At 36.4% G+C, this 26017-nt stretch carries 23 protein-coding genes and 1 pseudogene; 16 read left to right on the top strand and 8 right to left on the bottom strand.

Annotated elements, in window-relative coordinates; all coding sequences use genetic code 11:
- Positions 1-291 precede the first annotated feature (291 nt).
- Positions 292-735: a CoxG family protein gene (locus NST02_RS14005; protein WP_095308675.1), complete on the top strand. Its 444-nt coding sequence runs from the start codon at positions 292-294 to the stop codon at positions 733-735.
- 149 nt (positions 736-884) lie between these two features.
- On the opposite strand, the gene NST02_RS14000 is transcribed toward NST02_RS14005, so the two are convergent.
- The gene (locus NST02_RS14000; protein WP_268951601.1) at positions 885-1016 is read right to left on the bottom strand and encodes a hypothetical protein; all 132 of its coding nucleotides are present in this window, start codon (positions 1014-1016) and stop codon (positions 885-887) included.
- Between the two features lie 194 nt (positions 1017-1210).
- Here NST02_RS14000 and NST02_RS13995 point away from each other — a divergent pair, with 194 nt between their 5' ends.
- The 3 genes and pseudogenes from NST02_RS13995 (at position 1211) to NST02_RS13985 (ending at position 5780) form a co-directional block, all read left to right on the top strand.
- Positions 1211-4600: a hypothetical protein gene (locus NST02_RS13995; RefSeq protein ID WP_212933499.1), complete on the top strand. Its 3390-nt coding sequence runs from the start codon at positions 1211-1213 to the stop codon at positions 4598-4600.
- A 45-nt stretch (positions 4601-4645) separates the two neighbouring features.
- Positions 4646-5076, top strand: a pseudogene (locus tag NST02_RS13990) (VOC family protein).
- A gap of 173 nt (positions 5077-5249) precedes the next feature.
- A complete protein-coding gene (locus NST02_RS13985; protein ID WP_095308682.1) occupies positions 5250-5780 on the top strand; it encodes a DinB family protein in 531 nt (176 codons plus the stop codon).
- A gap of 45 nt (positions 5781-5825) precedes the next feature.
- On the opposite strand, the gene cyoE is transcribed toward NST02_RS13985, so the two are convergent.
- Positions 5826-6749, bottom strand: a complete 924-nt coding sequence (gene cyoE / locus NST02_RS13980) for a heme o synthase (RefSeq protein WP_095308684.1) — start codon at positions 6747-6749, stop codon at positions 5826-5828.
- Between the two features lie 308 nt (positions 6750-7057).
- Here cyoE and NST02_RS13975 point away from each other — a divergent pair, with 308 nt between their 5' ends.
- The 6 genes from NST02_RS13975 (at position 7058) to pabB (ending at position 13557) form a co-directional block, all read left to right on the top strand.
- Entirely contained in the window at positions 7058-7843 is a 786-nt protein-coding gene (locus tag NST02_RS13975) for an SDR family oxidoreductase (protein WP_137744200.1), read from the top strand.
- A 289-nt stretch (positions 7844-8132) separates the two neighbouring features.
- A complete protein-coding gene (locus NST02_RS13970) occupies positions 8133-9155 on the top strand; it encodes an acyltransferase family protein (protein ID WP_095308688.1) in 1023 nt (340 codons plus the stop codon).
- Positions 9156-9216: 61 nt separating this feature from the next.
- Positions 9217-9924 carry a GDSL-type esterase/lipase family protein gene (locus tag NST02_RS13965; protein ID WP_095308690.1) on the top strand — a complete coding sequence of 236 codons (708 nt, stop codon included), beginning with the start codon at positions 9217-9219 and terminating at the stop codon, positions 9922-9924.
- A gap of 349 nt (positions 9925-10273) precedes the next feature.
- Positions 10274-11155 (top strand): NAD-dependent epimerase/dehydratase family protein, encoded by an 882-nt coding sequence (locus tag NST02_RS13960; protein ID WP_137744201.1) that lies wholly within the window; start codon positions 10274-10276, stop codon positions 11153-11155.
- Positions 11156-11234: 79 nt separating this feature from the next.
- Entirely contained in the window at positions 11235-11813 is a 579-nt protein-coding gene (locus NST02_RS13955) for an anthranilate synthase component II (protein WP_095308694.1), read from the top strand.
- Positions 11806-13557: an aminodeoxychorismate synthase component I gene (gene pabB, locus NST02_RS13950; protein WP_137744202.1), complete on the top strand. Its 1752-nt coding sequence runs from the start codon at positions 11806-11808 to the stop codon at positions 13555-13557. Before NST02_RS13955 ends, pabB begins: the two co-directional genes overlap by 8 nt.
- Positions 13558-13593: 36 nt before the next feature.
- Here the strand turns inward: pabB and NST02_RS13945 are convergent, their stop codons facing one another.
- Positions 13594-14631: a metal ABC transporter substrate-binding protein gene (locus NST02_RS13945; protein ID WP_340949159.1), complete on the bottom strand. Its 1038-nt coding sequence runs from the start codon at positions 14629-14631 to the stop codon at positions 13594-13596.
- A gap of 206 nt (positions 14632-14837) precedes the next feature.
- Here NST02_RS13945 and NST02_RS13940 point away from each other — a divergent pair, with 206 nt between their 5' ends.
- The 3 genes from NST02_RS13940 to NST02_RS13930 all read left to right on the top strand — a co-directional run bounded on the left by NST02_RS13940 (position 14838) and on the right by NST02_RS13930 (position 17549).
- Entirely contained in the window at positions 14838-15836 is a 999-nt protein-coding gene (locus NST02_RS13940) for a permease (protein ID WP_170943542.1), read from the top strand.
- A 14-nt stretch (positions 15837-15850) separates the two neighbouring features.
- Positions 15851-16684, top strand: a complete 834-nt coding sequence (locus tag NST02_RS13935; protein WP_137744205.1) for a TIGR03943 family putative permease subunit — start codon at positions 15851-15853, stop codon at positions 16682-16684.
- Between the two features lie 340 nt (positions 16685-17024).
- Entirely contained in the window at positions 17025-17549 is a 525-nt protein-coding gene (locus tag NST02_RS13930) for a hypothetical protein (RefSeq protein WP_095308703.1), read from the top strand.
- A 62-nt stretch (positions 17550-17611) separates the two neighbouring features.
- On the opposite strand, the gene NST02_RS13925 is transcribed toward NST02_RS13930, so the two are convergent.
- The 5 genes from NST02_RS13925 to NST02_RS13905 all read right to left on the bottom strand — a co-directional run bounded on the left by NST02_RS13925 (position 17612) and on the right by NST02_RS13905 (position 22277).
- Positions 17612-18433, bottom strand: a complete 822-nt coding sequence (locus tag NST02_RS13925; protein ID WP_095308705.1) for an STAS domain-containing protein — start codon at positions 18431-18433, stop codon at positions 17612-17614.
- 180 nt (positions 18434-18613) lie between these two features.
- Positions 18614-18799: a hypothetical protein gene (locus NST02_RS13920; RefSeq protein ID WP_095308707.1), complete on the bottom strand. Its 186-nt coding sequence runs from the start codon at positions 18797-18799 to the stop codon at positions 18614-18616.
- Positions 18800-18885: 86 nt separating this feature from the next.
- On the bottom strand, positions 18886-19605 hold the full coding sequence (gene istB, locus NST02_RS13915) for an IS21-like element helper ATPase IstB (protein WP_095314893.1): 720 nt from the start codon (positions 19603-19605) through the stop codon (positions 18886-18888).
- Entirely contained in the window at positions 19602-21107 is a 1506-nt protein-coding gene (gene istA / locus NST02_RS13910; RefSeq protein WP_340947791.1) for an IS21 family transposase, read from the bottom strand. Before istA ends, istB begins: the two co-directional genes overlap by 4 nt.
- 405 nt (positions 21108-21512) lie before the next feature.
- Positions 21513-22277, bottom strand: coding sequence for a DUF2087 domain-containing protein (locus NST02_RS13905; protein ID WP_095308709.1), 765 nt, complete (start codon positions 22275-22277; stop codon positions 21513-21515).
- A gap of 225 nt (positions 22278-22502) precedes the next feature.
- Here NST02_RS13905 and NST02_RS13900 point away from each other — a divergent pair, with 225 nt between their 5' ends.
- The 3 genes from NST02_RS13900 (at position 22503) to NST02_RS13890 (ending at position 26004) form a co-directional block, all read left to right on the top strand.
- Positions 22503-22997 carry a CBO0543 family protein gene (locus NST02_RS13900; protein ID WP_340949158.1) on the top strand — a complete coding sequence of 165 codons (495 nt, stop codon included), beginning with the start codon at positions 22503-22505 and terminating at the stop codon, positions 22995-22997.
- A 106-nt stretch (positions 22998-23103) separates the two neighbouring features.
- On the top strand, positions 23104-24018 hold the full coding sequence (locus NST02_RS13895) for a phosphotransferase (protein ID WP_095314641.1): 915 nt from the start codon (positions 23104-23106) through the stop codon (positions 24016-24018).
- 369 nt (positions 24019-24387) lie between these two features.
- Entirely contained in the window at positions 24388-26004 is a 1617-nt protein-coding gene (locus tag NST02_RS13890; RefSeq protein ID WP_340949157.1) for an ABC1 kinase family protein, read from the top strand.
- Positions 26005-26017: the final 13 nt, after the last annotated feature.

Below are 26017 nucleotides of genomic sequence, written 5' to 3'. Positions count from 1 at the left end.
CCCCTTTGTTTGTGCAGTTTTTTAATGAAGACCTTTCGGTTATATGAAAGGCATGTGAAACTTTGGTTTCACATGAAATGAGCCCAAAATCATTTTAACAATAATTCTATTTAGCAAAGCCATTAAAAAAATATGACTTAGCAACAGAGGAAGAAAAAACAGTAAGAAACAAGCGTTTAATGATCGTCCTAAAAAATACATAAGCTCGATAAAGTCATGTTCACAAAACTTGCTGAATACCCTTTATAACAAGAATCTTTTTTCGGAAGAAGAACAGAGGAGAGGGTATGTTTGGTAAAGGTTTACAGCTTGATTATTGATGCACCACTTAAATCGGTTTGGGCATATATGGAGGATTTTAGTCATTGGGGACCACTCGTTCCAGGATATGTCAGTCATGAAATGATCAATGAGAGTCAATCCAATTGGATATTTACCACCGATTTTGGATTTATAAAAAAGAAATTAGAGTTTGAAGTTGAAATATTAAGCAAACATGCTCCAAAAAGAATGACGTTTCAAGTGGAAGGAAAGAATGAGGGATTCAACGGCCATGGGAGTATTGAGATGAAAAGTTTAAAGAGCAATCGAACGTTTATTAATGCGAGTTTAGATTTACAAGCAACAGGAACGCTGGCGAAGCTGATTAAGCCGATGTTAAAATCAAATCCACCGAAAATTACAAATGAACTCAAAAAAGAAATAACGGAGAAAATATTGCAATACAATCAGTAATATTGTAAGGGCAAATACTAGCATTGAAAATAAATAACCATCTTGATTTTTTAGCATTAGCAAGCTGATATCAGGACGGTTACTTCTCTTTATGATATATTTTTTTAAAATATACCCAATTATAACATAATCATTAAATAGGGGTTGTGTCAAGAAATGTATTTAGCATAAATAGGAATAATAGATTCGAGCTTATGTACCAAATGATTTTGAGGTACCAACTGGTCTATTGTAATCATTTCCAATGGGTCTATTTCTGCAATAAGATTTCTCGTCATCATATTTTTATCACCTCTACATAACTCTTGATAAATATTCAAAATCAGAAAAGACTGTAGACAAACTTGATTTCACCGAGTTTGTTTATAGTCTGTATTTTTTTGTTGAGAATATATTGATTTTATTCCTAAATAGTGTAAAATTACACAATAAGTAAATTCAACTAAAAAAGTAAATATAAGGCAGGGGAGTTTGCATGATGCCTCTATCAGAAAAATTGAAGAAACAAGTTGTCAAAGAAGAATTAGAGAAATTGAAAGAAAACCACTATATTCCTGCTCATTTTTATGATGAAGTGGTAAAAGCACATGAAACGTACTATTTGGATTTAGTAGTCGAAAAGACTGAAAAAAAAGTGGCGCAGCCCAAACCTGAAATGCCGCCAAAGCCAAAAGTGGAAAAAAGCTTGAAACCTAACCATTCAAAAGCTCTTGAAAAGAAAACAGATGAACAAATTAGAGAGCGAAATATTACGTGGCTGTTAAATACAGGAGTGATCCTCCTGTTAATTGGTGGATTGTATGTGGCCACAAGTAATTGGGAGACGATGTCAAGCGCGACAAAGGCCGGTTCTATCGGGCTCATTTCCTTTTTGTTCTATGGAATTGCCTATTTGGCAATGAAAGTGCTTAAGCTTGATAAAACAGGTTTTGCATTTATCGTCCTGGGAAGCTTATTTTTACCGATCTTTTTATTATCAATTGCTTGGTTTCAACTATTGGGAAGCTATTTATCCATTTATGGGGAGGGGAGTTATTTATTTGCACTCATAAGCTGTATCCTACTTCTCCCGGTTTATTTCCTTTTTGCCAACAGAATGAAGTCACGTTTATTCGTGTGGTTTACATATATAACATTCACCATTGGAATAGGTTATTTCTTTTCAGCATTACGTTTGAGTGAAGACAGCTTTTTCCTTGGGATGATGCTGTTTCAAGCTCTGTCAATTTATTTATATCATCGAGTGAGAAAGAAAGATGTTGCTAAGCTTTTTATTCGGGAGTTCGTAAATTTTGCCCAGGCGAATTTGATTTTAACGACAGTCCTCATGTTGGTTCTGTATCATTCAAATATGTTTTTGGGCTTTAATTTAATGTTGACGGCAGCTGTTTATTTGTCAATGGTTTATGTAACTGGCCGCAAGGAATTTCATTTTGTCTTTAGCGTCATGCTCATATACGGTGTTTTTCAATTTGTGCAGGCATCTGTATTCGTACAAATTAGCCCGGTTCTCTATAGTTTGCTCGGCTTCATTTTTTTACTCATTCCATTTGTGCTCGATCAGCAATACCCTTGGAAGAAGATTTTTATGGTCACGAGTGCTGTCGTGTCAGGACTTGTTTTCATCTATATCAGCTTTGAGGCGATGTTGATTAATTGGGGAGAACCGTCGTTAACATTGCTTCTTAGCTATTTCGTCATTAGCATTAACTTTTTATATTTGAGTCATGCCACTCAAAAATTGCTTTTCCGCTATTTAAGCGCAGTGTTTATGTCAGTTGTGTTGGTGCAAGGAGTACTTCTCCTTAAGCAGTTCATTGAATTAACACCATTTGTATTAATGCTTGCTTTAATAGGATTTGTCATGTTTGCAGGTTTTGGGGTTTATGTGAAAGCAAGAGTGCTGGAACTAATGAAGCAGCCTGCCCGAGATGTTGGCTGGGTTTACATGCTTGTTGCAGTCTATGCATCTGTATCCATGTATGCATGGTGGGAAAGTGCTGTCATTTTATTTTTGTTTAGCATCAGCGCCTATATAAGCATCGTAAAGGAAACACGGGAGGAGCTGAAACGAACTGCACAATGGCTTGTGCCAATTGCTACTGGGCTAGCTGTGTTAGCTATATATGAGGAATTAATCGGAGGTTCCCATTTAATCGTGAGTCAGTTAGGACCAGCTCTCCAATTTGCATGTGCCAGTTTGAGTATAACAGGCTTTTATTTTTTTATTAAAATTCCAGCTTTAAAGCGAAATCATTTCTACACTGCTCAAGCTTTTTATACCCTTGCCCTTTTAACAGGAATGGTTGTATCTAGCAACGAGCAGTGGGTTCACAGCTTGTTATTTGTTGGTGGTATCGTAATGTACGCATGGCTATACCATTTTACTAGGAACCGATATGTTCCGTATGTAATTGGGCTTGTCTTCTTGATGAGCTATTATACATTGATTGAACAAATTTGGGAAATTGGTATTCTCTATGCTATTACAGGTGCTGCAATCCTTTTTGTCACTTCCATTCTAGTAAAAGCTCGGGATTTGAATATGTACCGTGCATTTGCTTTTGTTGCTCATATGTATATGCCCTTTGCTCTATTACTCACATTAGTTATTCATGGGAAATCTGCCATGTGGAGCTTTTGGGTAGCTGCACTGATTTACGGAGTTAGTACGAGACTTACACAGTGGGAATGGCTGAGGAAGTTCTTTTTATATGGCTCATTTACTTCAATATATGCTGCTTTTACAGGTGTACTTGCCCATTTCGAAACGATGGAGCTTGAGTATGGCTTTGTTTTAACTAGTTTGGCGATTGCGGCGGTATGGAAATTTTCCGGCGGAGCTTATAAACAACGGATTTTTTATTATTTAGTACCGTTTTCTTTGCTTGGCATAGGCGTCTTACTCAATATGTACCCGTTTCATACATTCACTTTTATCATTATGATCTTATATGCGGTAGGAATAATGGTACTTCTTCATATATATAAGTGGAAAATGCTTGTTGTTATCCCCGCACTGTTTATTTATGCAGGAGTAAGACAGTATTTAGCCTATTATCCGTTTACTACATTGAGCGAATTATTCACATTAGCTGTTTTTGGGCTTATTTTTCTTGCTGCAGGCAGATGGTTTTTTACCTCTTTTTATGAGAAAAAAAAGAAAGAATTTCTTGTTGTTGATGTCTATACACTTATTGCGCTTCTTTATTTTGCAGCGATGTACAGCTTTGAACATCCCTTTCTCTGGACTCGATTACTACCAGGTTCCTTGATTGCAGCAACGATTTGGTTGCAGAGAAATCGAATTCCAAGCGAATATAAGTGGCTCCCCATTTTTATAAGTGGAGCATTTTTGCTACAGCCTTATTATTCTTTCGTATCCAACCTTGCGGTGCATGAGCTTTTAAAAGCTGAAGTATATGTTTTGCCGTTCGTGCTTTTATCGATTTTTTTACGTCTCTGTTTGAAAGGCCGTTACGAAAAAGTGACAGCAAAACTGCAATGGGGGATTCTTCTAGTTGTCTCTGTTGTTCTCGTCGTAGATGGGTTACAATCGTCAACAATCTATGATGCTCTAATTCTTGGAACTTTATCATTAGTGTCAATTGTTGCAGGAGTTTTTGTTAAAATAAAATCATTTTTCTTTATTGGAATTGGAGTTCTTTTATTGAATGTTTTCATGCAAACGCGTCCTTTTTGGGGAAACCTTCCTTGGTGGGCATATTTGCTCATTGCAGGCTCAATTTTAATTGTCGTTGCCAGTATGAATGAGTGGAATAAGCAAAAAACCGCAAGTGGAGAGAAAACGCTTCTTCTCACATTCAAAGAAAGAATAAAGAAATTATGGATACATTGGAAATAAATAGGTTGAATGATGTGGTAAAATGAATGAAAAGGAGGCTTGTCCATGAATCGAATAAACTTGATTACATTAGGTGTTAAAGATATGAAAAAATCGCTTATTTTTTACCGGGATGGACTTGGTTTTAAGACGTCTGTATCAGAAAAAGAACCTGAGGTTGTTTTTTTCAGAACGGGGGAACAAGATTGGCACTCTATCCATTAGAGGAATTAGCGAAGGATATAAATGCGGAAAATCCACCTGTAGGAAACGGATTTTCCGGGATAACAATTGCTTATAACGGAAAATCAAAAGAGGAAGTTGATTTAATGATGAAAAAGGCGGAAGCAGCAGGTGGAAAAATTGTTAAACCGCCTGAAAAGGTATTCTGGGGTGGATATAGCGGTTATTTTTCAGATCCTGATGGCTATTATTGGGAAGTAGCGTATGGAGAAATGTGGCAGTTTGATGAGAATGACATGCTTATAATCGAATAATGAGGATGCCTTGCATGAGTAAGTGCAGTGCAGGGGCATTTACGGTGGAGTTAGAGAATCTTTCAATAAAAAGGTTTCACTAGCAATGAATCAAAAGCTATATGGTTTTCCAAAGCCTTTCGAAAAGCTATAGTAGTGATTTTTAAATATAGGAAAGTGAGGGGAAAGTAGAGATGAATTTTAAGCTGGAAGAAGCGATCGAAATTTTAGAAAGGACACCTAAAACACTGCAGTTTTTCCTTTCCGGTTTATCTGAAGAATGGCTAAAGTGCAATGAAGGGAAAGATACTTGGAATATTTCAGAAATAGTTGACCATCTCATTGAAGCAGAGCATAGCAATTGGTTGGTGCGTTTAGAATTTATCCTGCAAGAAGGCGAGAATAAACCATTTCCTCCGTTTGATCGCAATAAGCATTTGCAGGAAAAAAGAACAACTGAAATTGAACAAAAGCTGGAGGAATTCCAAATAATCAGAATTCGGAACATTGAGCGCTTAAAAGATCTCGTCGATCCGCAAATTCATTTAGAGAAAAAAGGTTTTCATCCGGCGTTTGGAGCTGTAAAGGTTAGAGAACTTATTTCTACATGGGTCGTTCACGATTTGACCCATATTGCTCAAATGGTTAGAGTGATGGCGGAAAGATACCGCATCGATGTAGGACCATGGATTGAATATTTAGGCATTTTAAATAAGAAAGTATAGGATAGAAAACGGCGTTTTAGTCCATTAAACTAAACGCCGTTTCATTTATTGAAAAAAGAAGATTCCCATTAATGAATAAATGATCACAGTTGAAAAAAGAATGGTCATATGCAAGAGGGAATATATAAACATTGATTTCGCCCATTTATTTGCATCCATTTTTTTGGAGCCATAAATACTCAAAATAAGCCAACCGACACTCAAGATCAAGGCAACGAGCATTAGTCCAAGACTTAAAGTGCCAAACAGAAAGCTCATCGCAACCATAATAAATAGGTAAATATTAGTTTGTGTATAGGTTCTTTTTACTCCTTTTACGACCGGGAGCATAGGAACCTTCGCCGCTTCGTATTCTTCATGGTTACGAATAGCAATCGCATAGAAATGAGGCATTTGCCAAATAACGGTAACAACAAAAAGGCCGATGATTGCTGGATGGGTAATATCGGGATGTATCGCCGCCCAACCGATAAGTGGAGGCATTGCGCCAGAAATACTGCCAATTTCCGTGTTATAAATCGTTTTTCGCTTCGACCACATCGTATACGGTACGACATAAAAAAATAATCCGAGAAAGCCAAGTAGAGCTGCCAATGAGGTCGCCAAAGCGAGAATGCTAATTCCTAAGATTGACATCACGATGCTCAACACAAAAACAGTGCTAGGTGAAACCTCACCTGTAACAGTTGGTCGATTACGAGTCCGTTTCATAATCGCATCAATATCCCGATCATAAAGATTATTGAAGGCGCCAGCTGCGGCGATGACGAGCGTAGTTCCGATAAAAGCATAAATAACGTTTGGGTAGACCTCAACTAAATTTTTTTGATACGTAAAAATTGCGAGGGTCAAACCAGCAAACATTGGTATTAAGTTGGATTTAATAATACCTGCCTTAACAGTGGCAGCAATAATTTTGGACAAAGGTCGTTTTGGAATCGCCAGTGTACTTTGATTCTCATTTATCACTTTAAGTAGTCCTTTACAATAAATTTCGCCATTACTGTCATATTATATGATACGACATGTGATTTATATCACCTTGTGATAGCAATACTATTTTACCATCATTCCAATAATAAATTAAGTACCATGCATGAAATTAAAGAAAAGCGTTGTGGAAAGCGGGATTTCTTGCAATCATCTATTTTAAGATTAAAGCCATGACCATCATTCTAATACTGAGAATGATTTTTAAGGCTGAAAGCTCTGTAAACGTTTTATTTCTAAAATGGTTGGAAAAGAGTGTAGAATATAAAAAAGAGGGGGAATTCATAATGGACTTAGGGTTAAAAGGGAAGTCAGTATTGGTTTTAGCATCTAGTAAAGGACTCGGAAAAGCGATTGCTCAAGAATTTGTTCGTGAGGGTGCACGGGTCATGATTACAAGTCGAGATGCGTTAGCATTGCAAACAGTTGCGAGGGAAATGAGAGAAGTAAGCGGTGAAGTGCAGGCACAGCCTTGCGATATTACGAAATTAACGGATATAAAGGAACTTGTCGAAAAAACGGTTTCAGCATTTGGAACGATCGATATTTTAGTCAACAATTGCGGAGGGCCGCGTGCAGGAAATTTTGACGATCTTGATGATCAGGCGTGGCAGGAAGCATTTGAATTAACATTGCTTAGCTATATTCGTTCTATTCGTGAAGTACTTCCATATATGAGAAAAAATGGTGGAGGGAAAATTGTCAATATTGCTTCGATTTCCATTAAACAACCATTAGACAGATTATTATTATCAAATACTCTAAGAGCAGGGGTAAACGGTTTATCAAAAAGTTTATCGCAAGAATTAGCGAAAGATAATATATTGATCAATACTGTTGGACCGGGAAAATTTGCTACAGATCGGGTTATTGAAATTGATCAACAGCAGGCGGAAAGAAAAAAAATGACCATTGAAGACTTGCAAAATGCAGCACAAGCAGCTATTCCATTGGGGCGCTACGGCGACCCGCAAGAATTTGCAAAAACGGTTGTATTTTTGGCTTCCGATGCGAATACATATATTACCGGACAAGCGCTAATAGTCGATGGAGGCTTAACAAAGGCACTTTAAAATTGATGGCCTTTCAGGTTTATTTAAATAGCGACAAAAATATACAATAACATTATTATGTAAACTGGATTATTATTGCTCGTTCTCATCGACATTTCAAAAGGCTTCTGTCGAAAATTGTTATATTGTAATAATAAACTTTTGCGGACTATGTAATAGAAATGTTAGGTGATTACAGGAATATTACAGTGTTGTTAAAAAATTCAAATCTAGAATACAACCTCTCGAATGTTATAGACGTATAGAAATAGGGTATGGTAGTCTATAAAAGCAACTGGGAGGTTTGAATATGAAAAATAGAGAAGCTTACTATGATAATGCGAAGTTTTTTCTTATCTTTTTTGTTGTATTTGGCCATTTAATCCAGTCCTATATACACGAAGACAAATTTATCTATTCGATTTATACGACACTATATACATTTCACATGCCGGCATTTATTCTAATTTCAGGTTTCTTTGCAAAGGGTTTTTATCAAAAGGGCTATCTCAAAAAAATCACTAAAAAATTGATTATCCCTTATTTAATTTTTCAGGCGATTTATTCGCTCTACTATTATTTTCTTATCGATCAAAGTGTCACAGCAATGAATCCATTAGATCCTCAATGGTCTCTATGGTTTTTAATGAGCTTGTTTTGCTGGAATGTAATGCTGTTTGTGTTTGCCAAATGGTCACCAGTTATTTCCTTGTCTATCGCTGTTGCTATAGGAATTGCTGTGGGCTATTTTAATGAAATCAGCAACTTTTTAAGTTTATCTCGAACTTTTGTGTTTTTTCCTTTCTTTCTTCTTGGCTATTACTTAAAAAAGGAACATTTCGAAAAGGTTAAGCATATTAAGTTTCGCTATTTATCCTTTGGAATTTTATTAACCATTTTTCTCGTTGTCTATATTGCCCCAACTTTTGAATATAGATGGCTATTCGGTTCCAAGCCTTATGATGTCGTGAATGAATATGAGATTAATGGCGGTTTCATTCGCCTTGGCGTATATGTGGTAGCCTTGCTTGCTACTTTAAGCTTTTTAGCCTTAGTACCTCGCCGGCGTTACTTCTTTACGAAATGGGGAACAGGTTCAATCTATGTCTACTTATTACATGGCTTTTTTGTGAAATACTTTAGAAACAGTCAATTTGAAGAAGTATTAAGTGAATCAGAGCAAATTATTGTGTTAATTTTCCTGTCGTTAATCCTAACAGGTATTTTGTCCAGCAAATGGATTCGTAAAATTGCTCAACCATTAATCGAGTTAAAGCTTGACTTTTCGAAAAAATATGCGGTTGATGGGGGTAGTAAGCAACGGAGAGTGTAATACATGTTATAAACAGGATTAGGGAAGACTCCTAATAAGCAATTATTAGGGGTCTTTTTCAATGAAAAAATATATCGTTTCTATGATCATGATGACAATTGCATGTTCCATCTGTTTTCCATCTTCTTCCGCTGGTCGTGCTTTGCAAATTGTTGCCTTCGGTGATTCGATCACATATGGAACAGGTGATCCATTAAAGAAAGGTTATGTAGGTAGAGTAGAGGAGAGACTTGAAACAATAGATCAGACAGTTCGAATGAAAAACTTTGGTGTACCGAAGTTTACGTCGAATGACATATTACAACTATTACAGCAAAGAAAGATATTAAGAAGAGTTCGTCAAGCAAACTATATTATTCTCTACATTGGTACAAATGATTTTCGCCAAAGTGCGCAATACGTATTTAATCCGCTTCCAAAAGAAAACCTATCGAAAGGAAAGAACTTTTTTTTAGTCCGCTTTAATCAAATCATTGAGCTTTTAAGACAGCATAATCAACATGCTCCAATAATTGTTTTAGGGCTTTACCATCCGTATATTGAATATGAAAATGAAACAGAAATTTTCAAAACGATTGAAGGCTGGAACCAATCATTGAGAAAGGCGGCGCAAGCTTTCCAACAAACTTACTTTGTCCCAACAGCAGATTTGTTTCTGAATGATGAAGAAAAACATTTATTTAGTGATTCATTACATTTGAATGCACAAGGCTATGAGCTTTTAAGTGAACGCGTTTTTCAAAAGTTAATATCTTTGGAAGAGAATTGATAAGAGGCTTGCTGCCATTCTGTTAGCAGGCTTCTTATTTTTGTTTTTTTGATATGCCAGTGTTGATTTTTTGGCTTATTTTTTCTTTGATTTCAGGATACGCTTAGGAGAAAATCTACTGGTTTATGGAATATACGTAGTGAAAGGCGTAAAAACCAAGGTTTTTGCACGAAATGAACTAAAAATTGTTTTATCGACAATATTGTTTAATAAATATTTTTAGCAGGAAGTTAGCACTGTTTGTTGAATATAAATTTAATGTACGAGGTCGTTTGCTGTACAGTTGAGCGGCCATAATAAATGAATTTTAGAGAATACTCTTATTCTTACTTTTTAGGAGGATTTGAAAATGAAAAATGTCCTTGTCCTAGGGGGAACCCGTTTTTTCGGTCGTAAATTAGTGGAGCTTTTAATCGCAGATGGGCATCATGTCACAATTATTACACGTGGACAGTCTGGAAATCCATTTGGTAATAAAGTTGAGCATCTTGCAGTTGATCGAAAAAATAAACAGCAATTTGCGGAGAAAGTAAAAAATCGCACATTTGATCTTGTTTTTGATAATATTTGTTTTTCTCCAAATGAAGCATATGATTTCTGTGAGGTTTTCAATGGGAAAATTAACAAACTAGTGTTTACTTCAACTTTATCGACATATACGATGGATGGAAGAGAAAAGCATGAAGCAGATTTTGATCCTTATTCTTATGAAATTACGATGGGAAACAGCACGGATTTTTCATATGGGGAGGGGAAAAGACAGGCTGAGGCGGTGTTTTTTAAGTATGCCAAATTTCCAGTTGTTGCTGTACGTTTTCCTATTGTCATGGGGAGCGATGATTATACAAGACGCTTGCATTTCCATATTGAACGTGTGATGAACGGGGAGCCGATTGGTTTTGCTAATATGGGGTCAGAAATGTCTTATATTCATGCGGAAGAAGCTGCCCGTTTTTTACAATGGGCGGGGGAAACCGATATCGAAGGACCATTCAATGCTACTGCAAATGGAAAGATATCCTTAAATGAACTAATAAAAATAATTGAAGCGCACACAGGCAACAAGGCAAACGTTGTATCCAATGGGGAGGAAGATACTTTATCACCTTATGCGATATCTGAATCGTGGTATATGTCGAATAAAAAAGCTGTTGATAAAGGTTTTTCGTTTACTGATTTAGAGGATTGGCTTCCGCCATTGGTGGAAGCGATTATAAATGAGATGAAATAGTCGTTAATCTTCACAGAAGTAAGAGCGATCCGCTATAATAGGAATGTTTTTATAATAGTGAAATGGAGAAAAGTGAAATTTGATACTTGTCATTGATAACTATGATTCTTTTACATACAATTTAGTTCAATATATATGTGAATGCGGCTTTGGTGTGAAAGTGGTCCGTAATAATCAAATAACTTTAGATGAAGTGAAGAGTCTTAAACCAACACACATTGTTATTTCGCCAGGACCAGGGAATCCACAAGAGTCAGGAATTTGTTTGCAAGTGATACAGCAATTGTATAAGTCAGTCCCGATTTTGGGTGTCTGTCTTGGACATCAAATCATTGCACATGCTTTTGGAGGGATCGTAAAAAAAGCAGCTCAACCCATGCATGGGAAAGTATCGTATATTAAGCATGACGAAAAAGGGGTGTTTCGTGGCATTCAAACCCCCTTGCCTGTAATGAGATATCATTCTTTAATTGTGGAGAATCCCCTCCCAACTGATTTTGTTATTAGTGCTGCAACGGAAACGGGAGAAATCATGGCCATCCGCCATAAATACCACCCGCTTGAGGGCGTACAATTTCATCCAGAATCAATTTTGACGGAGTCTGGGTTAAAAATGATTCAAAACTTTACTGAACTGAGGAATATCAATCATGAATGATAAAAATCGAAAGTCACCATTATTATCTTTTGAATTTGCTACAGCCAAAGGTCAGATCACGCCCCATACCTTTAGCGACCCAGAAAAAATCATTATGGCCCAGACAATTGAAGAGGTAATTCCGAGTTTACAAAAAATTGAAGAGGCTGTAGAGGAAGGATATTATGCAGCGGGATTTCTTACATATGAAAGTGCTCCAGCATTTGATCCGGCATTTAAAGTAAGAGAAGGCAGTAAAATGCCGTTACTATGGTTTGGGCTTTTTGCCGATATCGACCATTTACCGTTAAACAGTTGTGGTTCTTATCAGACTACTTCGTGGCAGCCTTCTGTTCAAAGAGATGAATATGATGCAGCTATAGAAATGATTAAGAAGCATATAGAATATGGTGACACGTATCAAACTAATTTTACCCTTCGTCTGCATTCTGAATTTGAAGGAGATGATCTTGCTTTTTTTAAACACCTGAAAAAAGCACAGTCATCAAACTATTGTGCGTATTTGAACATAGGTGAACATCGCATTTTGTCGGCTTCACCTGAATTATTTTTTCATTTAAACGGCAATGAAATGACGACGAGGCCGATGAAGGGTACGATTAAACGCGGTCGCACTTATGTCGAAGATATAAATTATAAAAAGTCATTGCAAAGTTCAGAAAAAGATCGAGCTGAAAATGTCATGATTGTTGATTTATTACGTAATGATTTAGGGATGATTTCAGAGCCAGGTACAGTGAAGGTAGAGCAGCTATTTAACATTGAGCCGTATCCTACTGTTTTTCAAATGACTTCCACGATTACATCAATGATTCCGGAACATACATCCATTACCGATGTTTTTAAAGCTCTTTTCCCTTGCGGTTCAATTACTGGGGCTCCCAAAATTAAAACAATGGAGATAATCTCTGAGTTAGAAAGAGAACCGCGGGAAGTATACTGTGGAGCGATTGGGTATATTACACCTGATAAGGAAGCAATTTTTAACGTTCCGATCCGAACGATTTTGATTGAGGAAAAGACAAAAAGGGCTACATATGGCGTTGGTGGGGGAATAACGTGGGATTCAACGACAACGGGTGAGTACGATGAAGTGGTTGCGAAAGCAAGTATTCTTCAAGAAATACGAACAGAATTTCAGTTGCTCGAAACAATTCTTTTAGAAGATGGGGAATTTTTCTTGCTTGCGGAGCATCTGCAAAGGTTGCGCCACTCGGCATCGTATTTTGGCTATGCTTTTTCAGATGAAAACTTGCAAAAAAGGCTCTTAAAGTTGGCAACTAGTAAAAATGCGGGACAATGGAGAGTACGCCTTCTTTTAAGTGAAAACGGGGAAGTGACGATAGAATCTCATCCTTTTAGTACTACGGTTCAGACAGCCCATCAGGTGATTCTTGCCGATGAACCAGTAAATAGTGCAAGCCTTTTTTTATTTCATAAAACAACTAATCGAGCTCTATATCGTCATTTTCAAAACAAGTTTCCCCATGTCTTTGATGTCCTTTTGTGGAATGAAAGTGGAGAGATAACAGAATTTACGAATGGAAATATTGTAGTAGAACTGGAGGACAAGCTTTGGACTCCTCCTGTGGGGTGCGGACTGCTCGCTGGAACGTTTCGAAAGCAATTATTAACAAATGGCATAATTGAGGAAAGAATACTTACAAGAGATGATTTAAAGTTTGCGCGCAAAATTTGGTTTATTAATAGCATAAGAAAGTGGGTAGAAGTAGAATTCGTTTAAACACGGCAAAGACAAGGGCAAATAGCCCTTGTCTTTTTATTGCAGCGCTTGTTCTAATGTTGAAAGGTTTTTTTTCATCAGGCTAAAATAGTCCTCACCATTATTCCTCTCTTCTTCTGAAATGGACTCCATTGTGTATAAATAAAGCGGTGTAGCACCAATTTCATTTTTTACAATTTCTGCGATCTTAGATGTAACATTCTGTTCGAAGAGAATATATTTTAGTTGCTTTTCCTGTGCCAGCTCTGCAATATTTTTAAGCTCGCGTTGAGATGGTTCATTTGCTGGCGTAAGGCCAGATACTGCGATTTGTTTAATCCCGTAGCGCTCCTCCCAGTAGCCATAGGCAGCATGTGATACGAGGATTTCTGGATTATTCTTTGATTCTACTAAATCTTTAAACTGCTGATCTAGTGTTGTCAACTCATCAGTCAATGCCATAAAATTATTTTCAAAATATTCCTGTGCATCAGGGTTTAATTCAATTAGAGCCATTTTAATATTTTCCGCAAGTTTGACAGCACGCGTCGGATCTAACCAGATGTGAGGATCGATTCCTCCGTGGTCATGGTTGTGTTCGTGCTCATCACCACCATGTTCATGATCATGGTCTTCAGTTCCGTGACTGTGTTCATCATCACCATGGGCATGTTCGTCAACTTCGTGTTCATGCTGGTCTTCATGAGTAATGGCATCAACACCATTTGCAGCTTCAACAAATTTTACATTCTCGTTTTTTAAGGAAGTAGCAATTTTCTCTGCAAAAGGTTCCATATTTAAGCCGTTATAGATGAACGCATCGGCAATGGCTATACTTGTCATTTGTTTAGTCGTTGGTTCATAGCTATGTGCATCAGCCCCGGCTGGGATAATACTTTCGACTTCTACATAATCTCCGCCTATTTTCTTAATAAAGTCTTCAAGAGGATAAAGAGTCGTATAGATGCTCAATTTATTTTTCTCGTCCTCTAAAGATGTTGTTTGTTCAGTCCCATCGTTTTTCTGGACGTTGCTACAGCCATAGAAAAATAAAGATACGACAAAAATAAGTGCTATTATGAAATTTCGTTTCATTTAAGTACCTCTTTTCAAAAATAAGTTCGATATTGATAATATCGTAATCATTACGAATTGTAAATAGTAATAATTACGTTTTATTTAAAAATATCAGTAATAAATGATGTTGTCGCAAATATAATAGACTATACCTTTTCAGCAATACTAGATTTGAAAGACAGATCCAGAAGAGCGAATTTTCGCGGTGGGAGATGAATAAGGAAATGGATAAGCTGCATTCCTATTTACTAGATCTTACAGGATTAGTAGTTTTTGTTATTGTTGTATATGTTGTGATGTTCAGTCAGTTTGCTGGTGAACAAGTATTAAATCATCTTCCTAATTCGTTTCAACAGTTAAATACTATTTTTTTAAGCATACTAATAGAAGCAATTCCTTTCGTTTTAATTGGAGTGTTCATTGCCGGCTTCATTCAAATATTTATTTCCGAGGAACATATCAGAAAATGGATTCCAAAAAATAGATGGTTGGGGATCTTTATGGGCTGTGTTGTTGGTGCGTTGTTCCCTGCTTGTGAATGTGGAATCGTGCCAATTATAAGGAGATTAGTAGCAAAGGGGGTTCCGATCTATGTAGCAATAGGTTTTATGTTAACGGGTCCGCTTATTAATCCCATTGTCGTTTTATCAACATATATGGCATTTGGAAATGATGCAAAAATGGCGTTGCTGCGAATGGGGATAGGTTTTCTTGCAGCACTTATGATCGCTTGCATTATAAGTGTTTTTTATAAAACGAACCAATTAAAACATGCGATAAATAATTCAAGTTCAAATCACGTACATCATCATAGCCAAACATTTTTACAACGTCTGGAAGGAATGATTAAGCACTCTATTGATGAGTTTTTCGATATGGGGAAATTTTTGATTATAGGGGCGTTCATTGCCGCTTTTGTACAAATTTATGTATCTGCACAATCGCTGTTATTATTAGGTGACGGGGTAATAGGCTCAACAATCGTCATGATGGGGCTGGCTTATTTTCTATCACTTTGTTCGGAAGCTGATGCTTTTATTGGTGCTTCATTTATGAATTTATTTACACCGACCTCAATCCTAGCCTTTTTAGTATACGGTCCGATGATCGATTTAAAAAATACGATTATGTTATTAAGTGTATTTCGCGCAAAGTTTGTATTTGCTTTACTGGTCACCATAACGGCTATTGTGTTCATATTTGTTAGCTTAATTGGGTTGTAAAGGGGAGAAAAGAAGTGGTACGAGTTCGTTTTCAACATTTGCTAAAAGCAACTTTACTAGCAGCCTTTGCTTTATTTTTTATAAAGCTCCATTTGACTGGAGAAATCTCCAATTATATTAATCCGAAATATGAAATAATGAGCATAATTGCTTCATGGGTCTTCCTTTTTCTATTTTTAATGCAATTGTTTCGTATTTGGGAAAGAGGTGACATCCACATTGACTGTTCCTTTGCATGTTCTCATGATCATAAAGGAGAAACTATAAAATTTATTAATTATGCCATTATTCTATTTCCGTTAGTAACGGGTTTTGCATTGCAGCCGACGATCCTAGGCGCTTCGATTGCTGCCAATAAAGGTTCAATACTTCCTCATGCTAGTCTTGTGGAAACCCATGATGAAATGATTAGTAATGAAAACCATATGAAAGAAGAGGAATATAATCGGAAGTTAGCAAGTCTTGCTCAGGCAGACTTGATCAATATGTCTCCAGATATGTATTCGTCCTATCACGGGGAGATGATTTCTAATCCAGAAGATTTTGCTGGCCGCAAAATTAAATTAAGTGGATTCGTCTATAAAGAGCAAGGATTAGACAAGCATCAATTTATTTTAGCAAGATTTCTCATCACTCATTGCATTGCTGATGCAAGTGTTTTAGGGTTGTTAGCGGAGTTCAAGCAAATCCCCGACCTTAAGGAAGACACTTGGATTGAACTTGAAGGAATTATCGAGGTCACGATGATACATGGTCAAGTGCTTCCAGTTATTAAAGCTTCTGACTGGCGTATTCTCGATGAACCAATTGATCCATATGTTTATCCCGTCCTTGTTAAAATTGTATAACTTGATAATGCTATACGGTGTAAGCTTCCGATTTTTAATTAGATGAAGCTAGCAGAGGGTTTATCTTAATGGAGAGGATGTAATGCTGCGATTTGCATCGGTGTAATTGTGAAATGTCCATCCTTTCACTGGGAGCATCATAATTTTAAATTCAATTGTTTTGTAAGAAATAATCATATTCTTTTTTCAGAAAAAAAATTACCTTTGTCTATTTTCGTGCATTATTCAAAAGATACAGAAATGTAATATAAAAAATGAAACTATCCCTTTTGTCGATCGTCATTATAGGTAGGGGAATTTTATTTTCTTTTACATATGATTGATGTGGGGGAGATCGTCAATGCACAATAAACTATTTCTAGTATTTATGATATTGTTAACTGCTGGTGGCATTTTACAAGGCTGCGGGAATACAAGTGCTCAAACCGTACCAAGTGACTTAATTCATACTGAAAAATCATTTCCGGTAAATTTTTATTCATCATCGGAGCAGGGGATATTAGTCTATAAGGTGACCAATCAGGCGGATTTTGATACGCTGTGGGAACACTTTCGCCTTACAGATAATTCTGCTGAAATTGATTGGAATCAACAGTCAGCTATCTTTCTTGGAATAATCGAGTCGAGCAGTTGTCCTTTACAATATAAATTGGCAAAATTAAATGAAGAAAAGACCGAGGTTAGCTTGTATTTAGAAGTAAATTCTGAGGATGGCTGTACAGATGATGCAACGCCAAGAACAATGGTAATCGCGATGGATGCAGTGGAAATGAATAACGTTAAAGTAGTTAAGGTTGAAGACTATTTTGGTCTCAATCCAGTAGTGGAGTTTCAAAAAATAAAGGATTCAAATGAAGAGATTTAAGGAGCAATTATTGAAAAAAGCTATCTGCCGTACATTAAGCATCTAGCTCCTTTCAAAATAAGTTATTTCATAAATTGTTTTAATGCTTGTTGAAGACTGCCAAATGTTTTCGTGTGAAAATCAAATTTGACCCCAATCTTCACAATTTTTCTTACGACTTCTGGTCTAAGACCAGTAATGATTGTATTACAGCCCATTAAGGCCGCACCATCAATTATCTTCATTAAATTTCCAATTATATCATTTTCGATCTCAGCAATACCCGAAAGATCCATAATTAACGTTTGAATATGCGCTTGACCAATCTCTGTCAGCACTTTGTCTTCAAGTATGGACGTTCTTAATGAATCAATAGATCCAATTAATGGGAGGATACAAACATCAGGTGTAATCGGGATGATTGGGACTGATAGTTTTTCAACTAATTCTCTGTGAGCTGTAATCAAGGAATCCTTATATGTAGAATAACTGATAAAAAATGAATTCAAAAATTGATCGACCCGATTGTTAATTTGTAGTTCTAAATCAAAAAAATCACTCAGCTGCTTATTGTTGCTCATTTTGTAATAGATTTGAATAAATCGCCACAATGTCCTTCGAATTGCTTGAATCCATTCCAGTTTAAAGCTTAAATCTATAGAGTGTGTCGCCCAAGCTATTCCTTCTTGTTTGGCAAAAAGCGTTAGTTTTTCTTCTTCATCATCGATAATGTATACGACAAGCTTATGTGCATTATTGACAAGATCGATATTGCCAATCGCCAGAATTTCATTAATTTTATCCCGCACATTTACGGCCTCAGTCAATAATTTATTTTCAAATTTCTTGCTGTTTAGTTCAATAAATTCTTTTAGGTTATACGACTTCTCAAAATTGTATTCCATTTTTATCCTCCAGCTATCGTCTAAAATCATAAAGTTTATTACCCTTTATTTTAAGTTATTAAACTTATTAAATAAACATTAATACTATAAATATAGTGTTTTTTATGGGATGAACACAGCAATTCTGATAAAGCGTTTACATAAAAGGGGCCAGTTTTGACAACTGACCCAATGCAACGGTTATTTACGAACGAGTGCCATGACTCCTTTGTATATAATGACAAGTGCAAAGATAACGACAGCTAGTACGCCAATAATGGTTGTAACAGGAGCTAAACTTGCTAAAAAAGTATCATTTAGAGGTACTCTTAGAAGGGCAAACCCCGCTAAAATACTCGCAAGCATTAAAAGAATAAATCGATCCATGCTTCAGACCTCCTCTCCATTGTATTTGGCAAGCAAAAAATGTATTAAACGGCATTTAAAAATGTACCACTTGCCAACGCATAGAATTAACCTTGTATAATTGATTCTTTGTAACGGTGGCTATCCCCGTTAAACACGATTAAATGCGAGTGATGAATTAATCGATCAATGACTGCTTCCGTTACAATCGGATCTCCGAAAACGTGATTCCATTGACCGAACTGAAGATTTGTTGTAATGATAATGCTCTTCGCTTCATAACACATCGCAATAACCTGAAATAATAATTCTGCTCCTTGTTTATGGAGAGGAATATACCCTAGTTCATCCAAGATCAATAAATCAAGTTTCTCTATTTGTTTAAAGAGCTTATTTAGTGTTCCTTTTTCATTTGCCTCTAGTAATCGATTGACTAATGAGGCTACTGTATAAAATTTGATGGACTTTCCAAACTTTTGTACGGCATTCAATCCAATAATGGTGGCTAAGTAAGTTTTACCTGTGCCCACTCCTCCATAGAAAATTAAATTTTCCTGCCGTTCCAGAAATGCACCATTTAATAAATCCTCTTTACTGAGCCCTTGAGTTAATAATATATCTTTCCAATCAAAAGGATTTCCTTTTGTTTTAGGAAGCGTCGCTTGTGTCAGTAATAGATTCGTCTTCCGTTCCTCTCGTTGCTCAACTTCTCTTCTAAATAACTCTAGTAAGAAATCCTCATTCGTCTTTGCTTCCACTTCATGATAATGTTCTCTGATCCAGCTTAATTTCAACCGCTTGGCATATTCTAGAATCTGACCATTCATTGTAGATCAACTCCTTTCATAAGCTGATCATAATGATCTAAACCTCGAATAGCCTTCGGCATTTCTGGCAATGGTCGATTGGGGTGTATTTCCGAACGGATTCCCCGTCCATTTATCAGTTGATAAAACACCTGTTTAATGGATTCAACAGATGGATGGCCATGCTCAGAAGCGATTATAAGTGCCTCCGTAATTCTACTAAAATCATGTTCTTTCAATACCATTGCTAGTAGTTTAAGAGCCTCTGGTTTTTCCGCAGCTGTACATGAATTGAAATACTCTTGCCATTCTGTTGGAAGTTGCTCATAGAAACTCGTATATTTAAGTGCCAAAGGACGTTTGGCCATTAGGTTTAAGTATGGCTGCCATTTCATAGACTTTCTATATTGACCGTATAATCGAGAGTGACTAACCACCAGCTGATTATCGTCTGTGAGTATTTCAATCGTATTATATGAGATTTTTACGAGAACCTTACTTAGCGCATACCTCGGAGAGGTTGAATAGAGGTTCTTCTCTACCCTTATATAACCATACTTATCCGCCTTGACGGTTTCATACCTTACACATTGATACTCTTTCCCTGGAAGAACAAAACAAGCTTTTTGATCCTCTTCAAACAATGTAGAAATAAAGGTTTCTTTCTCATAGTGCTTACGTTCACGGTCTCTTTCAGCTTTGTCCCATAACTTCTCGTTAAGTTGATCTATATCAAATACATGTAGACCTGGTAGTAAGAAATTATTCCTCACATATTTGACCATAGCTTCCACATGCCCTTTTTCGTTGCCACTATTCGGATTACAAAACTCGCATTTAAAACCATAGTGAAGAACGAAGTTTTGAAACTCCTCTGTTAGCTGCCGTTCTCCATTTGGCAGTACTTTTTTTACGGCAGGGGATAGATTATCAAACCTGATTGTTTTTGGAACTCCACCCATATGATGAAAAATTCGCTTCAGTCCTTCTAGGAAGCACTCTCTATTTTGTGAAGGAAACACCTGAAAATAAAAAGCATTACTATAAGGAAAAGATAAGACTAGATAGGGGAGCACAATGTCCTCTCCTTGATATTTAAATGGTGCTTCCCCAAAATCAACCTGTGCTGTACCCAGCTTAGATTCAAGTGGTAGAGCGGCTTGACTAGATTCATTTAATAACTCTTTCTTTCTGTTCGAAACATAATTTCTAATCGTTCGATCAGATCCCTTAAAATCAACTTCTTCTTTTAGCTGTTCCCACATCCGCTTTGCGGTTCTACGAAACTTCTTTTTTTGCTTAAAGTCCTCTAAAATCCACTCATCTACGATATGCTTAACTGAATCCATGATGGGTGAAGGTCTGTTTTGTTTCACTTTCACTTCAGGACTAAAATCCTCTTTTTCGGCATACTTTTTTACGGTTCTAGGATCTCTTCCCATTTTTTTCGCTATTGTTGAATAACTACTATCTTTTTCGACAGCCTCATGTCTGATATAATTAATTTCGGCCACTGCCAACATCTCCTTAATACCTCCTGCGCTTGTTTGTCCCAACAGGAAGTGTATGTGTATTTTGGAATGTTGACAAGTGGTTTTTTTAATTTATGCAGTACCTTCCAGGCACTGCATAAATTAAATGCCATAACCTACATTTTTATGATGCCATAGACACCTCTCCATATATGTTATGAATGAAGTATATAAGAAGTGCTGTCATATATTGAGGAATCTGAAAATAGGCATTGTTGAATATCGTGCTTTTACGTAAGATTTTTAGGAGATCATGAACTTATATGCTTGTTTAATGATGTGAAAGAATGTGAGAGGCCCTCCAAAATACTCGCTCATTTTCAAGCTGAGGTTATCGAAATGGAGAATAATGATACGTAAAGGAAGATCGAAAAGGCTCGATCCTTCCTCTCCATTTTAAGTTCGTGTCCAATAAGTAGACCCATCTCGATCACGTTCCATAAATCCATACTCGATTAAGTATCGTCGTAATGTCACATAGTCATGAAAAATCGCTTTAAGAACATCATTGATTTCTTTTTCTGTATAATTTTTTCCTGTTTCAAATTTAGTTGAAATTTGTTGGAGAACAATTAGTTTCCGTTTTTCCTTACTAGGAAAAGTGTCTAGTGGTCCATCTACTCCGTTTTTAAAATAAGTGGTTAAAATTTTTTTTCGCTCAAGTTCCGTAATAGCATATCTTTCATCCACCATTTTTGCCCCCTTATGAAATGCTACAAAGTTTTCTTCCTTCACTCCGCCGTTGTCTAGCAATTGCATTAACGCTAGAAAAACTTTCGCTTGCTTTTCTTTTTCTTTTAATTTAAAACGATGATTTCGAATGGTAGATGCACTTGAATCGAGCTTCTTGGCTATTTCTTTATCAGAAATGCCCTGAGAAAAATAATGAAGAAGCTCTCTTTGAATATCTGATAGGCCAGTATGCCTCTTACCCAAGCTCAATAAATAAGCAAACATCGATTGATGAACGATTTTAATATGCTCAGCAATCGCTTTCTTTGCTTCATAATAGATGCCTTCACACAAACTTGGATAGATGATCCCGTTTTCAAATTTTTCGTTACAGATGAGACAAATAAATTCACCACTATCTTCATTGAAAATATAGCCTTTTGCAAGGTCTTCTACAGAAGCTGACCAAAATAATGTGTTATCAATCATTTAACAAACAACTCTCTTTAATGTTTATTTAATTATAGATATAATATAAAAATGTTTATTTTTTTGTCAATTGTTTTCTTTTGTTCAAATAATGCTAAAACAATTTTGTCTACAAAAATAAATTTTTCTTATTTTTTGGTGCAAAATATTACTTGCAAATAAGTTCAGCGAATAGGTGGTGGCAGAGCCAAGTATTCAATAATTTAGCAAAAGGCTTGCTAAAAAATGTATCGATATTTGAGTGAGGTGGCTTTATTGAAGAGAGATAAAATGATATTGTATACGATTTGGTTTTTTACAGTTGGTCTTTTGTTGACTTTTGTACCAAAACACCGAATACGGCAAGCGCTGTTAGCTTATTTTTTTAAACAAAGTATGACGTGGTTATTTGGTTTACTGGTAGTAGAAAATCGCTTTATAATTTATCCTGTTCGACTTTTCAAGAAAGTCAATAAGTCCAGTTTTTCATATGAATATTTTTTTTATCCGTCTTTTTGTGCCCTTTTTAATTTATATTATCCAGAAAAAAAACCTTTTTGGATAAGGGCACTTTATAACATTTTTTACACAGGGCTGCTTACGGGAATTGAAGTTCTAGCAGAAAAATATACAAACTTAATTAAATATGTAAATTGGAGATGGTATTGGAGTTTTCTTTCGATCGGATTAACGAATTATGCGTCACACTTGTTTTATCGCTGGTTTTTTAAGGAGGAATAAAATATTAAAAAGGTCTAGGATCAAGTAAAAAAGATTGATATGATGAAGGAAAATATGATGAATTTCGAAAATTCAATGTTTTTTGGAACGAGAAGGGAGGAGGCAAATGGCAGCATTTTGGAATCCTGAAAGGGTTATGACGGCTGAAGAAGCAGTGCTATTGATTAAAAATCAATTCTCCAATTTAACGATATTAAAAGTGGCAGCCTTTGCAAGAGGATTTGATAATACGGCTTTCTTAATTAATGAGCGATATGTTTTTCGATTTCCCCGCAGGGAGATAGCGGGGGAATTAATAAAAGTAGAGAACCGTCTTTTACCCAACATTGCTCCGAGCTTACCACTGGAAATTCCAAAACCGCAATATATTGGGAAACCACAGCCCAATTTTCCATGGGCATTTAGTGGGTATGAACTCCTTGGAGGGAAGAACCCTGAAAAATTAACAAGAGAGCAAAGAAAGAAATCAACAAATATCTTGGCGCAATTTTTACGACAGCTTCATAGCTTTCCGTTACAGCAAGCTGAAAAGCTACAAATACCTTATGATCAGTTGGGAAGATTGGACGTCAAAAAGAGAAAACCGCTCTTAATGGAAAGAATCAATTCCTTAAAAATGGAGAATCGATTAAGCGACGTGTTATATAACTCCTTACGGCAATTTATCACAACAGTGGAGGATACGTTAGTAGACGAGAAGAAAGTGCTTGTCCACGGGGATCTTCACCTTCGCAATATGCTAGTCGATGACGAAGGAAAAATTACGGCTGTTCTCGATTGGGGTGATACACATATCGGAAGTCCAGCCATTGATTTGTCTGTTGCATATAGTTATCTCCCGTCAGATTGCAGAGAAATATTTTTTCAAATGTACGGTGATGTCAGCGAAGAAAGTAAAGATTTGGCCCGCTTCAAGGCGATATATTCGTACGTTCTACTTCTATTATATGGATATGATCAGGGTGATATCCAGCTAGTTAATGATTGCTACTTTTCATTAAAGCTAGCATTGGAACAATAAGGACGGAAGTTTAACAGAATTGAAGATAACGATAGTCGATATTTCGGCTTTTGTTGGCAGTGGCAAATAAATAGATAAATAGCCTTTAATTCAATTCATAACTGCTTCCTAATGGAGAACGTAAATTATCATGTAAAATCTTTAAATGCAAACGGGACAGCACCAAAGTATCTGTTGCGATGGTGAATGATGTCAAATTCGCTAAAATAAAGAAAAACTGGAAAAAGTGTTATCTGTCGATGTTTTGTCAGAAAGTATGAAAAGTAGTTTTTTAAATAGATATGAAAAAATGGGGCTAGTGGATGGAACTAGTCGATTCAAGCTTTTTTGTGAAAAGTTAAATTAATCAATTTTAATGGAGTTATACATATGGCCACTAAAAATAGGGTTGTTAGAATGACGAAAATACTGGCTCTTGCCTTTACGATATTTTTGAAAATATCCTGGTATCGAATTCGAAAGAAGAGCCCGGCTGAGTGGGACAAGCTTTGGGAAGAAAGTGGGATTAAGTTTCGAAAAACTTTATTTGAGCTAGAGGGACTGCTAATAAAAATTGGGCAAATCTTAAGCACGCGTGCTGATTTCCTTCCTCCTACTTTTATTAAACAAATAGAGGATTTGACTGATCATGTTCCCCCGTCTAGTTGGAATGACATCGAAAAAATTCTGAAAAATGAATGGGGTTCTGCATATGAGTCGGGATTTCAAACGATTGAAAAAGAAGCGGTCGCATCTGCCTCTATTGGTGAAGTCTATAAAGGGATATTAAGTGATGGCAGGGAGGTCGCTATTAAAATCAAGCGTCCCCATATCGATGCGATTATTTCCACAGATTTCAGTACATTAAAAATCGTTATTTGGTTTGCTAACCATCTTGTACCATTGCCGAAAGGCTTTATCGATTTTGATATTCTTTATCAAGAATTAAAGGAGGTGATAGAACGAGAATTGGATTACCGTCATGAAATGAAAACACAGCTTTATTTTAAGAAAAGATTTGAGGATTATGATTATGTACAAATTCCTTCTTTGTTTCCAGAATTAAGTACATCGAAAATCCTTGTCATGGAATGGATTGAAGGAGAAAAAATTATTCAAGCAGCTAAATTAGTGGGAGATGAAGCTTATGGACGTGAGCTTTCACAAAGGCTAATCGAGTTATTTCTGCCACAATGGTTGGAACCAGGCATTTTTCATGCTGATCCACATCCGGGAAACGTCCTGATTACGAATACAGGGAAAATTGCTTTGTTGGATTTTGGGATGATTGGAGAAATAACAAAGAAGGATGCTAGCTACTTTCAAGGTCTTATCGAAAGTATCTTGGCAAAGGATTACCGTAAGGCAGTGCAATGTTTGACCGAGCTGGGCTTTATTCTTCGTGAAGCTGAATCAAAAACGATTGAAAAGCTATTGGCAGAAATGCTATCGTATCAACCGAAGCAATTTTCTGAACTTGATATTGTTGCTTTAAAATTAGAAGTAACTGCTCTTATTCACCAACTGCCTATTCAAGTTCCGTCTCGATTTGTGTTTTTAGGACGGGCATTTATGACGATTGAAGGGATTGTCGCGCAGCTAGCGCAAGAGGAGGATGTGCTTGAGTTAACAAAGCCGGTATTTGTGAAATGGTTAAGAAAAAATGGTCACTCCTCATGGTCAGTAGTTTGGCAATGGATTCGTTCAAGTCCAATATTTAGTTTTTTCCATGGAGTTAACAATTTTTTAGATTCACCTCAAAAATTAGAAGAATTAAAGGAATTAGAGCAAAGAAGAGCGTTTCGATTTACCCAGTACGAGAATTTTAAAAAGCAAGCTTTTCAGCTGCTGTGCCTAGGTCTTGCTGGCGTTGGTGTAGGCATCTACACATCCCATATGCTGATAACTTCTATTGCCGCAGGAATTTCTACGGTTGCCTTTTTCATCTACATAAGAAGCTACTTAAAGCAAAAACAGTGGTTGAAATTTATGCACGTAAAACGTTAAAAGCGGGAAGGAG

Source organism: Robertmurraya sp. FSL W8-0741 (assembly GCF_038004005.1).
In the GTDB taxonomy this organism is placed as follows: domain Bacteria; phylum Bacillota; class Bacilli; order Bacillales; family Cytobacillaceae; genus Robertmurraya; species Robertmurraya siralis.
The sequence above is the reverse complement of the archived record's forward strand: the minus strand, read 5'-3'. Positions and strand labels throughout refer to the sequence as shown.